We start from the raw sequence: 13,494 nt of genomic DNA, 5'->3' as shown, positions 1-13,494 counted from the left end.
AAGCCCTCACCGGGACATCAACGCCGAACGAAAACCCGGGGTGCAGGGGTCTCCTCAACAGGCCGAAACACGTTGATCTGCAACATTGCTCGGCTGCGGCACACCCGAGCCAACTGCCGTTCACGAGGCGAAATCGACCGATTCAGGGGTGCAAGACGTGCGACGGTTTACCATAGCCGCGTCCGAAAGTCGGTATGTATATATAAGCACCGGCTGGTTTGCGGCTTCGCCGTCAGCATACGGGGCTGTTGGTTCTCACGGCGCGCGGAATCTCACGAATATGGCGGACGGATGGCGGATCCGCCATCGTGGTGAGACGGTCGAATCGATGCGCCAAACCGTTCCGAAACCGGAGGTCATAGCGTGAGGCTCGCACTCGTCCAACATGCGGTCGAGCCAGACCTGGAGCAAAACATTCATCGTGCGCTCGACGCGGTTCGTGCGGCTGCGGCGGCTGGCGCGCAGCTTGTCGCCTTCCCCGAACTCGGGCTCACGTCGTTTTATCCGCAGGAACGGCAAGCGCGACCTGAATTGCTTGCCGAGCCCATACCCGGTCCGACAACCCAGCGCTTCTGCGAAGTCGCCGCAGAATGCGGCGTCGTGCTCGTCCCCAACCTCTTCGAGCGCGACGGCGATACGTGCTACGACACGTCACCGGTGATTGACGCCGACGGCACACTGCTCGGCCGCACGCGGATGCTCCACATCACCGACTATGACTGCTTCCATGAGCGTCACTACTACGCACCGGGTGACACTGGTGCACCCGTGTACGAGACGCGCGCCGGGCGGATCGGCGTGGCCATCTGCTATGACCGCCATTTCCCGGAGTACATGCGCGCACTTGCGCTCGGCGGTGCCGACCTCGTCGTCGTCCCGCAGGCCGGGACGGTCAGCGAATGGCCGGAGGGCCTGTTCGAAGCGGAGATGCGTGTGGCCGCGTTTCAAAACGGCTATTTCGTCGCCCTCGCTAACCGGGTCGGTCGTGAGGGACGGATGACTTTCGCAGGACGGTCGTTCGTGTGTGCACCCGATGGTTCGATGCTCGGGCAGGCCAGTGACGGCGATGAGGTGTTCCATGCGGACGTCGACCTGACGCAGACCAAGGACAGCCACGCGCGACGCCTGTTCCTCACCGAGCGCCGTCCCGATCTCTATACGAACTTCGTCGGCAGGTAGCTCGTCGTGCAGGCACGGGCGTAACTCCTTCTCCGCAGACTTGTCAGGTCGTGAAGCGGAACCTACTCCCGTGCTCCCTATTACACCGAATCGCGGACACGACCCTTACCACATCAGCGGTACCAGGCGGTATCGAGCCTTCTGCGTGTACTCGAGGTATCCGTCCAACTCTTCTCGCAGCAGCTTTTCTTCATCGCGGATGCGCAAGATCAGCACGATCACGCCGGGTATTACGAACACCAGCCCCCAGTAGGAGCCGAGCGCAAGAGGGAAGCCGACCATCGCGATCACGTTGCCGGTGTACATGGGGTGGCGCACCAGCCCGTACACCCCGGTCGAAATGAGCCGCTGGCCTTCCTCCACCCGGACGGTTGAGGCCGCGTAGCTGTTCTGGATGACCACCCACACCGTCAGTCCCAATCCAACCGACACCAGCACGTCACCCACCAAGCACAGCGCCGTCGGCACCGACGACCAGCCAAAGCGGTAGTCAAGCGGGCTCACCACGACCATCGCTGCCAGCGACAAGTACCAGCCGGCGATAACGACCTTCTGCGCGGTTCGGCTCTCCGCCGTGGGCCCCGCGCGCCTACGCCGCTGGTGCGCATCGGGATTCGTCTGCAGCAAGTAAACGCTGGGCACCCACGTCCACAGGACAAACAACGCCAAAAAAACCCATGCTTGCCAGTAGTTGAACGTGCCGGCTGCCGAAAACAGGACCAAGCCGAACACCACAAGTTCAACAAGCCCGAATAGCAGCACTTTAGCAATGTTTTTCACGCAACCGCCTTACCGTCCGACCGGTACCGCATGCTAACAGCGCACATCGTGGGGCCGCTACGGCCATAGGTGGCCCCGATCCCAACCTTCTCCGTTGCGCTGATAGCACAGTCGCTGATGGCGCCTGTCTGGTGCTCCCTCCCAGAACTCGACATAGTGAGGTTGCACCGCGTATGAGATCCATTCGTCCGGAACGAGATCGGGGTTATCACCGAGCTTGCGATGGGCCTTGTCGATCTCTGCCTCTAGCTCTGCGCTATCCGTCAGCGGTTGGCTTTGCCTGAGTGTCAATGCCATCGCGCGTGACCCCAACGGACGAGCCAGGAAGTCTTGTGCGCTCGCCTCGGCTCCATCATCGACGACTATGCCGCCGATCCGTACTTGTCGGACCAGAGCCGGCCAGTAAAAAGTCAAAGCCGCAAAAGCATTGGCCGACAGGTCGCGACCTTTTTGGCTTACCGAGCTGACGGCGAAATGCCACCCCTGCGCGTCGACGGCTTTGAGGATCAGTACCCGGGCCCGCGGTAATCCTTGTGCGTCGACGGTTGACAGCGTCATTGCGTGTGGTTCGGGCACGGCGGCATCGACAGCGTGCTGCAACCACGTGATGAACAACGAGACCGGTTCTGCGGGAACATCGTCAGTGTTAAAACCTGGGCCGTTGCCGGTTAGGACAGGCAGGCTTCGAAGATATGTGCGGCCACCGTCGTCCTCAGACCACTGCGGGCGGTCGCGATGCTGAGGCGTCATGACACGATCGTGGTAGGCACGGCTTGATTCCTCCGATGTGAGGAGCACCCAGGCGGTCGATGCGTCCGAATTTCGGCTTCCCGGTGGTATGCCACCTGCGCCAGTCGCCAACCATGCAGACCCTACTCGATGCCGTTAGCCAATCTGCACCCCTTCTCATCGCCGCCGGGGTGGTCTAGTGTTTACACAAGTCGAGGTTGTAAAAACCGCTGTCCTCCTGTCAGCGCGGGCAGCAGAGCTTTAGAGGAGTCGGTGCTGATGAGCATTGCCGAACGATCTACGACGACGACATGGGAAGGCCCGCTGGCACGTGGCGGCGGTGTCCTTTTTGAGGGGAGCAGCGGGGCACTCGACGGCTTGGCGGTGAGCTGGGCGGCGCGTACCGAGCAGCCGGGCGGCAAGACCAGCCCCGAGGAGCTGGCTGCCGCCGCGCATTCGTCGTGCTTCGCGATGGCGTTGGGGCTGAAGTTGGGCGAGAACAAGACTCCGCCAGAGCGACTCAACGTCGAGTCCACCGTGACGCTCGACGAGGTGGACGGCCTCCCGACGATCACCACCTCCCGGCTCACGGTGCGCGCCCGGGTGCCTGGCCTGGATGCCGGTGCCTTCGCGACCATCGTCGACGAGGCCGCTGCGCTGTGTCCGGTGTCGCGATTGTTTGCCGGCGCCAATATCAGCGTCGACGCCGAACTCGAGTAGGCCACCGTGCCCGACCTGGCAGCAGCGCTGGAACGCGAGCACCACGAAATCGACGCCGGCATCGCTACTTTCGTCGAAACGTTGAACGGCCGTGGCGGGCAACCCGAACCGCTGGTTGCAGCGCTGGAAGCGCTGCGACGACACATTTATCTCGAAGAGGTGTTCCTGTTCCCGCCGCTCCGCGAAGCCGGAATGGTGATGCCGATCTTCGTGATGCTGCGCGAACATGGCGAGCTGTGGCGCACCATGGACGAGCTGAGCGATCTGCTGACAGCCGGAACCGACAGCGAGGGGTTGGCGGCATCCTGCCGCACGCTGCTGAGCCAACTCGAGCAGCACAATTCCAAGGAAGAGCCGGTCATCTACCCACACGCCGATACCGGTCTGCCCGCCCACACCGCCACGGAGCTAGCCCGCTTCATCGAAAGCGGTAGCACGCCGGCCGGTTGGGTATGCCAGACCGCTGCCTGATTGACACGGGGACTCCCACTGCCGATTGTTAGCGATGTGGAGGAGCAGCGCCAATGACCGAACCCCGCCTGCCGCTCTTGCCTGTCGCCGAAGCCAAGGCCGCCGCCGACGAAGCCGGCGTACCCGACTACATGGCCGAGCTCAACATCTTTCAGATGTTGCTGAACCATCCCAGCCTGGCCCGCGCACTCAATGATCTGCTGGCCACCATGCTCTGGCATGGTGTGCTGGACTCGCGGCTGCGCGAATTGGCGATCATGCGCATCGGCTGGCTCACCGCCTCCGAGTACGAGTGGACCCAACATTGGCGGGTGGCGCAAGGGCTCGGCATTTCAGCCGATGATCTGCTGGGCGTACGTGATTGGCAGTCCCACAACGGATTCGGTGACGCCGAGCGCGCGGTGTTGGCTGCCACCGACGACGTCGTACGCAACGGCGCGGTGAGTGCTGACAGTTGGGCAGCGTGCGAACGCGAATTCGGCGATCGCACAGAGCTCATCGAGTTGGTCACCGCGATCAGCGCATGGCGGATGATCGCGTCGATCCTGCACAGCCTGCGAGTCCCCCTGGAGGACGGCGTCTCCGGCTGGCCTCCGGATGGACGCGCGCCGAGTGGCCAGTTACGACACGCATCCGACTAAAAGCTGTGCGATAACTGGTCATTCGGCGGAGCTTGTAGACCGATTGACACGTCAATCAATAACTCGTAGCGTCGTCATCGTGCGAACCAGAGCCGCCGAGATGCTCGGCGTTGAGTTTCCGATCTGCGCATTCAGCCATTGCCGTGATGTGGTGGCCGCGGTGACCAACGCCGGCGGCTTCGGTGTTCTCGGTGCCGTCGCACACAGCCCGCAGCGGCTGGACAGCGAACTCAGTTGGATTGAAGAGCAAACCGGTGGCAAGCCGTACGGCGTCGACCTGCTGCTGCCACCTAAGTACGTCGGCGCCGAATCGGGCGGTATCGACGCGGGACAGGTGCGAGAGCTGTTGCCCGAAGAGCACCGCGCGTTTCTGGACGACTTGCTGGGCCGCTACGGCATCTCGGCGGCCAGCGACCAATCGAAGCCCCGACCGACGGCCGGACTGAATGTGTCCCCGAAGGGCTATCAGCCGCTGCTCGATGTGGCCTTTGACCACGACATCCGCTTGATCGCCAGTGCGTTGGGCCCACCACCAGCGGATTTGGTCGCCCGCGCCCACGACAACGACGTGCTGGTAGCCGCGCTGGCAGGTACGACGCAGCATGCCCTGCGGCACGCGGCTGCCGGGGTGGACCTGATTGTGGCCCAGGGCACCGAGGCCGGCGGCCACACCGGCGAAGTGGCGACGATGGTGTTGGTTCCTGAAATCGTCGACGCCGTTGCGCCACTGCCCGTTCTGGCCGCCGGCGGAATTGCCCGCGGCCGCCAGATCGCCGCCGCGCTGGCCCTGGGCGCCGAGGGGGTGTGGTGCGGATCGGTCTGGCTGACCACCGAGGAGGCCGAGACGCCGCCGGTGGTCAAGGACAAATTCCTGGCCGCGTCGTCGTCGGACACGGTGCGCTCACGCTCCTTGACCGGCAAACCCGCGCGGATGCTGCGCACCGCGTGGACCGACGAGTGGGAACGGCCCGAAAGCCCGTCACCGCTCGGCATGCCGCTGCAAAGCGCGCTGGTCGCCGACCCGCAGGTGCGCATCAACCAGGCCGCCGGCCACGCCGACGCCAAAGCCCGCGAGCTGGCGACCTACTTCGTCGGCCAGGTGGTCGGGTCGCTTGACAAGGTGCAGCCGGCGCGGTCGGTGGTGCTCGAGATGGTGTCGGAGTTCATCGACGCCGTCGGGCACCTCGACGAGCTGGTCGATCGGTGAGTCCAACCGGTACCCGAACCCGCCGTCGCCGCGCGGTCAGCGACGAGGACAAGTCGGCCCGGCGTGACCAGATTCTGGTCGCCGCCAAGAAAGTCTTCGCCCGCAAGGGTTTTCACGCCACCACGATCGCCGACATCGCCAAAGAAGCGGGGCTGGCCTACGGGTCGGTTTACTGGTACTTCGACTCCAAAGATGAGTTGTTCCATGCCTTGATGGCCGTCGAGGAGCAAACGCTGCGGGCCCACGTCTCGGCGGCCGTCGGCCCGTCGCCCGGCGGCGAGGCGCGATTCCGCACGGCGGTGCGCGCGACGTTGGAGTTCTTCGAAGCCGACAAGGCCGCGGTCAAACTGTTGTTTCGCGACGCCTACGCGCTGGGGGACCGGTTCGAAAAGCATCTCGCCGGCATCTACGAGCGGTTCATCGACGACATTCAAATCTTCATCGTCGCCGCACAGCAGCGGGGCGAGGTGGTGGCCGCACCGCCCCGGATGGTGGCCTACACGTTGGCCGCGCTGATCGGTCAACTGGCCCACCGGCGGCTGTCCACCGATGATGGAGTCACCGCCGCCGACGTCTCCGATTTCATGGTGTCGCTGGTGCTCGACGGGCTGCGGCCGCGACATGCCCGGTCTCGTTCGTAGTCGCGGCATCACCGCAGTTCACCGCATTCAGCGGTGGTTCAGCGAATTCACAGGTGTGTTTGAATTGACCCAGTCGAGGTCTTCATGCATCATCGGTTGGGTAAGCACCTCGTTAGGCGAGGCGTCTACATGGATACAGGCCACTGACCCCGAACGTCGAGAGACGCCCAGGGTCAGGACAGCTCCTCCCGGCTTAAGGGTTGAGCCCAAGTGGCTTCCGGATTCCGGATACGCCGTGTAGTGCCGAAGCTCTGACGAGTGGGGTGCGGGTTTCCCGATAATCATCGGGTTCTGTACTCCTGCTTGTGCGCGAAATGTGCGGATAGCCGCACACCTACGGCCGCGAGGAGGTGAGGGACGCATGAGTTCCAGTGATAGTCCGGACCGATATCCGGGCTTTGTTTCGTCCCGATCCGGCCTCCGGCACGCCGCGCTCAGCTGAGCAAGCGCGTTTGCCTCAAGGCGCCGTTTCGGACGGGACATCCGAATCCTGTTGTTCCCGTTTGATTTTCCGCTTAGGAGGCGACCATGACCGCTGCACTGTACGACGAAGTGGTAACGGCAACGCAGACGCCGAAGCTGAGGGTGGTGCCCCAGCCGACGGCGGCGACCAAGCACGTCTCCAAGCAGTCCGATCGGCTATTCGCTGGTGACCCGCTAGTCGAGGGGGCGGCCCGGCTGCTGTCCATTCCGCTGCGGCAGCTCTACGCCGCGCTGTGGCGGGCCGGCGTGCTGGAGATCAGCTCGTAAGAAGGTGTCGTCGCTCCCGGCGCTGAGGTGTCCGCCTCAGTTCCGGGAGCGCCTCATGTCTGGGCCGCGATGAGCGCGCTCACGCCGTCGCGGTAGGCGACCAGGCTGTGGCGCCACCCGATGTCGATCGGACCGCCGCTGTCGACGGTGATTTGGCTGCCGACGTGCACGTACGGTGACGGCGGCACGTGCGGCACGATGTCGAGGAAGTTGACCACCCGAAAGCAGCTTTCGATGGTGGCGTTGAACGCCGCGGCGAAGTCGATCAGCCCGACTCGCGGCCCGGCGAACGTGATGAGTTTGGGTTCGATGGTGTTGGGCGGCATGTTCTTGAAAATGTCGGGCGCCGCAAGCACGGCCAGCGCCGCGCCGAGGCTGTGCCCGGTCACCAGGATCTGATCGCAGCCTGCGGTCGCGGCGGCCAGATCCGCGGCGATACTGGTGCGAATGGTCTCGTAGACATCCTGGAAGCCGTCATGCACCTGACCGAACCCGGCCAGCGGCCGATAGTTCTCGGGGACGGCGTCGAGATCGGCAACCCAATCCGCGACGTCCGAGGTACCGCGAAACGACAAGAACGCGGTGCGGGTGGTGGCGTTGTGACCCATCAACCCGAAAATGTTGGTGTCCTTGGTCATTGCCGTCACGGCGGGGTGCGGGTTGATCATCGCGGCCAGCACCACGCCGCTGGCCTGGATCAGCGAGGTCTGCACGAATCCCGGCGGCAGTGCCGGGGCACTGCCATCCATCACGGTGTATGCCGCCGTCGCCAGCGGCAGAACCACGTCGCGAGCAAACGACGCGTCGAAAGCCACACCGCAGTGTAAAGACGGCTGCCCCGGTTTCGTGGACGTTTGACGGCTACGGCTGGGCCGGCGTGGTGACGACCGTGAGCTGCCACTCGTCGAGCCACGGCTTGATGAGCTCGGCCACCGAGAACCGCGCCGGCCTTTCGCAGCCCGGCTTGAATTCGTCGCCGTTGGAACCGGCGACCAGCACGCCCACCGCGGCGGCGGTGCCGTCGGGGCGAACGGTGTAGACCGGTCCGCCGGAATCACCGCACCCGGTAGGCGCCGCGAATGCGACCTTGCCGCCGCTGTTTTTCACGACCGGCCCGCAGACCTGCATTCCGGTGCGAACGCCGAGATGGCAGAGTTGCTCGCCTTCAGTGACATTGTCGTCGACGTCGGTCACCGCCATCCGGTCGGCGATATCCGACGTCAGCGGGATGGCGCCGGGGCTGTCCAGCGCGATGACCGCGATGTCGTGGTGTCCCCAGCCGTCGCCGTCGAACACCGTCGTCGCGAAGGTGCCCACCATCTCGTAGGTGTCGGTCACCGCATACGTGATGGCAGCTGTGCCGGGCCCGCCCGGACGGTTGCAGTGTCCCGCGGAGAGCATGCCGGGATGTCTGGTGCTCGACCGCACCAAAAACCCTGCGGTGCAGCGCATGCCACCTGAACCGTCGGCGTAGGAGGCGGCGATCGCAACACCGGGACCAATGGCGGCGGCCGCGGGCAACGACGATTTCGTCGCAGGCGTTGGTGTCGGTGGCTCAGGGACGGCGTGCCAGCGCCAAAACGCCGCCAGAAGTGCGATGACGGTCCACAGCGCCACATTCAGCCGCACCGCCGCACCTCCTCCCACGCGGTTGGCGGGAAAGCATTGTGAGCATACCGAGCGCTGCTGTGCTTCCACCGGCGTCGGGATCCGCAGTAGCGTTGACGTACCCGAGCCGGTCCGAAGGGAGCGCGCATGGCCACCGATCTGATGCTCTATCTCGACGACGACCCAGGCGAGTTGGCCCAAGTCGGCGACGTGCTGGGCCAGGCAGGCGTCAACATCGCCGGCCTGTGCGCCGTCACCAGTGGGGGCGGGCAGGCCAAGGTTCATATCCTGGTCCACGACGCCACATCGGCATTCGAGGCCTTGCAGGATGCCGGCATCCAAATCGCCGAAGAGCAAGAGGTGATCGTGCTCGACGTGGAGGACCGCCCCGGCGCGCTCGGCGAGGCCGTGCACAAGCTGGGCGCAGCGCAGGTCAACCTGGAAACCGTCTACCTTGCGACCAACACCCGCCTGGTGCTGCGGGCCGACAATTTCGCCGGCGCGAGGGCGGCGCTGGACTGATGTGGATTTGCGTCCGCCCCGTACAATCGCTGCAGCGGCGTCGATCCGGCCATCACCGGGGAGCCTTCGGAAGAACAGCCCCTTTTAGGCCCAGTAGAACCGAACGGGTAGGCCCGTCACAGCCGTCGTAGAGCGGTCGCGCTTCGGCGCGGCAAGCGGGGTGGTACCGCGGCGCTCGCGCCTACCGGCGCGTCCGTCGTCCCCGGCCAGAGACGTGGCACAGGGAGACGACGTTTTGACCTATCCGAAGCCGGCCGGCGGCGCGCCCGACTTCCCGGCAGCAGAACTCGAGGTCCTGGATTATTGGGACCACGACGATACGTTCCGTGCCAGCATCACCCGCCGCGCCGACGCCGAAGAATACGTGTTCTACGACGGCCCGCCGTTCGCCAACGGCCTGCCGCACTACGGGCATCTGCTCACCGGCTACGTGAAAGACATCGTTCCGCGGTATCGCACCATGCGCGGATACAAGGTGGAGCGCCGGTTCGGCTGGGACACCCACGGATTGCCGGCTGAACTCGAGGTCGAGCGACAACTCGGCATCACCGACAAATCGCAGATCGACGCGATGGGTATCGCCGCGTTCAACGAGGCCTGCCGCGAATCGGTGTTGCGCTACACCGACGAATGGCAGGCTTATGTCACCCGCCAGGCCCGCTGGGTCGACTTCGACAACGACTACAAGACGCTGGATCTGTCCTACATGGAGTCGGTGATCTGGGCGTTCAAGCAGTTGTGGGACAAGGGCTTAGCCTACGAGGGCTATCGGGTGTTGCCGTACTGCTGGCGCGACGAGACGCCGCTGTCCAACCACGAGCTGCGGATGGACGACGACATCTACCAAAGCCGCCAGGACCCGGCGCTCACGGTCGGGTTCCGGGTGTCCGACGGGGAACTGGCCGGCGCGTACCTGCTGGTGTGGACGACGACCCCGTGGACGCTGCCGTCCAACCAGGCCGTCGCGGTCAATCCCGAGGTCAGCTACGTGCAGGTGCGGGTCGGTGATCGCCGGGTGGTGTTGGCCGAGGCCCGGTTGGCCGCTTATGCGCGAGAATTCGGCGACGAACCTGAAGTGCTGGGCCGCTACCGCGGTGCCGAGCTGGTGGGTCTGCAGTATCTGCCGCCGTTCCCGTTCTTCATGGACTCGCCCAACGCGTTTCAGGTGCTGTCCGGCGAATTCGTGACCACCGACGACGGCACCGGGATCGTGCACATGGCGCCGGCCTACGGCGAAGACGACATGGACACCGCCGCCCTGGCCGGCATCGTGCCGGTGACACCCGTCGACGCCAAGGGCCGCTTCGACGCCACCGTCCCGGATTACCAGAGACAGCACGTCTTCGATGCCAACCCGCACATCATCCGCGACCTGAAAAACGGAACTGCCAACGGCGCGGTGCTGATCCGCCACGAAACCTACGAGCACCCCTACCCGCACTGCTGGCGCTGCCGAAACCCGTTGATTTACCGGGCGGTGTCGTCGTGGTTCATCCGCGTGACCGAATTCCGGGACCGCATGGTCGAACTCAACCAACAGATCACCTGGTATCCCGAGCACGTCAAGGACGGCCAGTTCGGAAAGTGGCTGCAAGGCGCCCGCGACTGGTCGATCTCGCGAAACCGCTACTGGGGCACTCCGATTCCGGTGTGGACCTCCGACGATCCGGCCTATCCACGCGTCGACGTCTACGGCAGTCTCGACGAGTTGGAACGCGACTTCGGGACGCGCCCGGATAACCTGCACCGCCCCTACATCGACGAGCTCACCCGGCCTAATCCGGACGACCCCAGTGGGCGCTCGACGATGCGGCGTATCCCCGATGTGTTCGACGTGTGGTTCGACTCCGGGTCGATGCCCTACGCCCAGGTGCACTACCCGTTCGAGAACGCCGACTGGTTCCAGACTCACTACCCGGGCGATTTCATCGTCGAATACATCGGCCAGACCCGGGGCTGGTTCTACACCCTGCACGTGCTGGCCACCGCGCTGTTCGACCGGCCCGCGTTCAAAACCTGTGTGGCACATGGGATCGTGCTGGGCTCAGACGGTCAGAAGATGAGCAAGTCGCTGCGCAACTATCCCGACGTGTCCGAGGTGTTCGACCGCGACGGCTCCGATGCGATGCGCTGGTTTTTGATGGCGTCGCCGATCCTGCGCGGCGGCAACCTGATCGTCACCGAACCCGGTATCCGCGAGGGTGTGCGCCAGGTCATGCTGCCGTTCTGGAATGCCTACAGCTTCCTGGCGCTGTACGCGCCGAAGGTCGGGAGCTGGCGCACCGACTCGCGGCATCCGCTGGACCGCTACATCTTGGCCAAGCTGGCGGCGCTGCGCGAGGACCTCACCGCGGAGATGGACGTCTGCGACATCTCCGGCGCCTGCGAGCAGCTGCGCCAGTTCACCGAAGCACTGACCAACTGGTATGTAAGGCGGTCGCGCCAGCGATTCTGGGAGGAGGACGCCGACGCGATCGACACCTTGCACACTGTGCTGGAAGTGACCGCGCGGCTAGCCGCGCCGCTGCTGCCGCTGACCACCGAAGTTATCTGGCGCAATATCACCGGCGAACGCTCGGTGCACCTCACCGACTGGCCGACCCCCGGCGAGGTGCCCGCCGACACCGACCTGGTTGCCGCCATGGACCTGGTCCGCGAAGTGTGCTCGGCCGCGTCGTCGTTGCGCAAGGCCAAACAGCTACGGGTGCGGCTGCCGCTACCGAAACTTACTGTGGCCGTGGATGTTCCGTCGCAGCTGGAGCCGTTCACCGACCTGATCGCCGATGAGCTCAATGTGAAAAGCGTCGAGCTCACCGAGGACATCGCCCGCTACGGGCGATTCGAACTCACCGTCAACGCCCGGGTCGCCGGACCGCGGCTGGGCAAAGACGTGCAGGCCGCCATCACAGCGGTGAAAGCCGGCGAGGGCGTCGTCAACGATGACGGCACGCTGACCGCCGGCCCGACCGTGCTACAGCCAGGGGAGTACAGCTCCCGACTGGTAGCAGCGGACCCGGAGTACACCGCTGCGCTGCCCGACGGCGCCGGCCTGGTGGTGCTCGACGGCACGGTCACCCCTGAACTGGAAGCCGAAGGTTGGGCCAAAGACCGCATCCGCGAGCTGCAGGAGCTACGCAAGTCGACCGGCCTCGACGTCTCCGACCGCATCAGCATGGTGATGTCGGTGCCTGCTGGGCGGGTCGACTGGGCCCGCGCACACTCGGAGTTGATCGCCGGCGAAATCCTGGCCACCAGCTTCGAATTCGGCGAGCCCGTCAATGCTGTGGAAATCGGTGACGGCGTTCGCGTGAGTATCTCTAAACTCTGAGCCGCGAAAGTGCAACTGCCGACGTATTTCCCGAGTGAGCCTGTCGGCAGTTGCACTCTCGCGGACAGGGGTGGGTCTTGGAAGCACTGTTCGTCGGCAGTGAAGCGCTCCGCGCCGGCACGTTGACTGAGCGTGAGCTGCGGCGGTCGTGCACGCGCATCTATCGCAACGTCTACCAGCGCCGCGGCGCTGAGTTCACGGCAAAAGACCGGGCAGTGGCCGCGTGGCTCTGGTCGGCTAAGGAAGCCGTGGTCGCGGGCAACTCGGCGGCCGCGCTTCTCGGTGCCAAGTGGGTTGACGCGCACGCGCCCGCTGAGCTCATCACCGATCGCAAACGCCCGCCGCCGTTGATCATTACCCGCAATGAGACGCTGCTGGCCGGCGAGACGACGACAGCCGGCGCTGTGCCGATTACCTCACCTGCCCGCACCGCATTCGACCTGGGACGGCGGCGCGGTTTCGAAACCGCGGTCATCCGCATCGATTCGTTGATGCGGGCCACCGGGGTCGCGGTCGACGATGTTGTGCCACTGATCGACGCCCACCGCGGCGCTCGCGGGATGAAGCAGCTGCGACGGGTGCTTCCTTTGGTCGACGCAGGTGCCGAATCGCCACAAGAGACGCGGACCAGGCTGCTGCTCATCCGTGCGGGCCTACCGCGCCCGCAAACCCAGATCGAGGTGGGCAGCTACCGCATCGACATGGGCTGGGAGCAATGGCTTGTCGGCGTGGAATACGACGGCCCACAACATTGGACCGACCCGAGCATTCGCGCCAACGACATCGACCGCACCGTTGAGCTGCAGCGTCGGGGATGGATCCTTATCCGGGTGAGCGCAGCGCTACTGCGCTACCGACCGCACATCGTCGTAGGCCGCGTCCGCGACGCGTTGCGTGCCGCCGGCTGCTCAGTTTAGA

Annotated in this window: 14 protein-coding genes and 2 riboswitches; of the genes, 10 read left to right on the top strand and 4 right to left on the bottom strand. The window is 64.9% G+C overall.

What is annotated here, in order from left to right; translation table 11 throughout:
• Positions 1–363 precede the first annotated feature (363 nt).
• Positions 364–1,179: a carbon-nitrogen hydrolase family protein gene (locus AC5Y5W_RS20610; RefSeq protein ID WP_500012375.1), complete on the top strand. Its 816-nt coding sequence runs from the start codon at positions 364–366 to the stop codon at positions 1,177–1,179.
• A 105-nt stretch (positions 1,180–1,284) separates the two neighbouring features.
• On the opposite strand, the gene AC5Y5W_RS20605 is transcribed toward AC5Y5W_RS20610, so the two are convergent.
• Both AC5Y5W_RS20605 and AC5Y5W_RS20600 read right to left on the bottom strand, forming a co-directional pair.
• Positions 1,285–1,959: a methyltransferase family protein gene (locus AC5Y5W_RS20605; protein WP_500012377.1), complete on the bottom strand. Its 675-nt coding sequence runs from the start codon at positions 1,957–1,959 to the stop codon at positions 1,285–1,287.
• A 57-nt stretch (positions 1,960–2,016) separates the two neighbouring features.
• Complete coding sequence (locus AC5Y5W_RS20600; protein WP_500012379.1) at positions 2,017–2,709, bottom strand: pyridoxine/pyridoxamine 5'-phosphate oxidase; 693 nt, start codon at positions 2,707–2,709, stop codon at positions 2,017–2,019.
• 39 nt (positions 2,710–2,748) lie between these two features.
• Positions 2,749–2,827: riboswitch (ZMP/ZTP riboswitch) on the bottom strand.
• A gap of 140 nt (positions 2,828–2,967) precedes the next feature.
• Here AC5Y5W_RS20600 and AC5Y5W_RS20595 point away from each other — a divergent pair.
• The 6 genes from AC5Y5W_RS20595 to AC5Y5W_RS20570 all read left to right on the top strand — a co-directional run bounded on the left by AC5Y5W_RS20595 (position 2,968) and on the right by AC5Y5W_RS20570 (position 7,118).
• Positions 2,968–3,408: an OsmC family peroxiredoxin gene (locus AC5Y5W_RS20595; RefSeq protein WP_500012381.1), complete on the top strand. Its 441-nt coding sequence runs from the start codon at positions 2,968–2,970 to the stop codon at positions 3,406–3,408.
• A 6-nt stretch (positions 3,409–3,414) separates the two neighbouring features.
• Positions 3,415–3,879 carry a hemerythrin domain-containing protein gene (locus tag AC5Y5W_RS20590; RefSeq protein WP_500012383.1) on the top strand — a complete coding sequence of 155 codons (465 nt, stop codon included), beginning with the start codon at positions 3,415–3,417 and terminating at the stop codon, positions 3,877–3,879.
• 53 nt (positions 3,880–3,932) lie between these two features.
• Complete coding sequence (locus tag AC5Y5W_RS20585) at positions 3,933–4,520, top strand: carboxymuconolactone decarboxylase family protein (RefSeq protein WP_500012385.1); 588 nt, start codon at positions 3,933–3,935, stop codon at positions 4,518–4,520.
• Between the two features lie 79 nt (positions 4,521–4,599).
• Positions 4,600–5,727 carry an NAD(P)H-dependent flavin oxidoreductase gene (locus AC5Y5W_RS20580; RefSeq protein WP_500012387.1) on the top strand — a complete coding sequence of 376 codons (1,128 nt, stop codon included), beginning with the start codon at positions 4,600–4,602 and terminating at the stop codon, positions 5,725–5,727.
• Entirely contained in the window at positions 5,724–6,368 is a 645-nt protein-coding gene (locus AC5Y5W_RS20575; RefSeq protein WP_500012389.1) for a TetR/AcrR family transcriptional regulator, read from the top strand. Before AC5Y5W_RS20580 ends, AC5Y5W_RS20575 begins: the two co-directional genes overlap by 4 nt.
• A gap of 101 nt (positions 6,369–6,469) precedes the next feature.
• Positions 6,470–6,638, top strand: a riboswitch (M-box (ykoK) riboswitch).
• Positions 6,639–6,896: 258 nt separating this feature from the next.
• Complete coding sequence (locus AC5Y5W_RS20570) at positions 6,897–7,118, top strand: Rv1535 family protein (protein WP_499889625.1); 222 nt, start codon at positions 6,897–6,899, stop codon at positions 7,116–7,118.
• A 53-nt stretch (positions 7,119–7,171) separates the two neighbouring features.
• Here the strand turns inward: AC5Y5W_RS20570 and AC5Y5W_RS20565 are convergent, their stop codons facing one another.
• The gene (locus AC5Y5W_RS20565; RefSeq protein ID WP_500012391.1) at positions 7,172–7,933 is read right to left on the bottom strand and encodes a lipase family protein; all 762 of its coding nucleotides are present in this window, start codon (positions 7,931–7,933) and stop codon (positions 7,172–7,174) included.
• 46 nt (positions 7,934–7,979) lie between these two features.
• A complete protein-coding gene (locus AC5Y5W_RS20560) occupies positions 7,980–8,747 on the bottom strand; it encodes a chymotrypsin family serine protease (RefSeq protein ID WP_500012393.1) in 768 nt (255 codons plus the stop codon).
• Positions 8,748–8,873: 126 nt separating this feature from the next.
• Between AC5Y5W_RS20560 and AC5Y5W_RS20555 the strand changes: the two genes are divergently transcribed.
• The 3 genes from AC5Y5W_RS20555 to AC5Y5W_RS20545 all read left to right on the top strand — a co-directional run bounded on the left by AC5Y5W_RS20555 (position 8,874) and on the right by AC5Y5W_RS20545 (position 13,493).
• A complete protein-coding gene (locus tag AC5Y5W_RS20555) occupies positions 8,874–9,248 on the top strand; it encodes an ACT domain-containing protein (RefSeq protein WP_499889620.1) in 375 nt (124 codons plus the stop codon).
• 235 nt (positions 9,249–9,483) lie between these two features.
• A complete protein-coding gene (gene ileS / locus AC5Y5W_RS20550) occupies positions 9,484–12,576 on the top strand; it encodes an isoleucine--tRNA ligase (RefSeq protein WP_500012395.1) in 3,093 nt (1,030 codons plus the stop codon).
• 77 nt (positions 12,577–12,653) lie between these two features.
• A complete protein-coding gene (locus AC5Y5W_RS20545; RefSeq protein ID WP_500012397.1) occupies positions 12,654–13,493 on the top strand; it encodes a PDDEXK-like endonuclease domain-containing protein in 840 nt (279 codons plus the stop codon).
• Position 13,494: the final 1 nt, after the last annotated feature.

It is taken from the genome of Mycobacterium sp. NGS51 (genome assembly GCF_059812525.1).
This window is presented reverse-complemented; position numbering and strand designations above follow the sequence as displayed.

Bases quoted from the DNA above. Each gene is read 5' to 3' on its own strand.
- AC5Y5W_RS20570 (WP_499889625.1), top strand. From the start codon at position 6,897: ATGACCGCTGCACTGTACGACGAAGTGGTAACGGCAACGCAGACGCCG.
- AC5Y5W_RS20585 (WP_500012385.1), top strand. From the start codon at position 3,933: ATGACCGAACCCCGCCTGCCGCTCTTGCCTGTCGCCGAAGCCAAGGCC.
- AC5Y5W_RS20600 (WP_500012379.1), bottom strand. From the start codon at position 2,709: ATGACGCCTCAGCATCGCGACCGCCCGCAGTGGTCTGAGGACGACGGT.
- AC5Y5W_RS20595 (WP_500012381.1), top strand. From the start codon at position 2,968: ATGAGCATTGCCGAACGATCTACGACGACGACATGGGAAGGCCCGCTG.
- AC5Y5W_RS20555 (WP_499889620.1), top strand. From the start codon at position 8,874: ATGGCCACCGATCTGATGCTCTATCTCGACGACGACCCAGGCGAGTTG.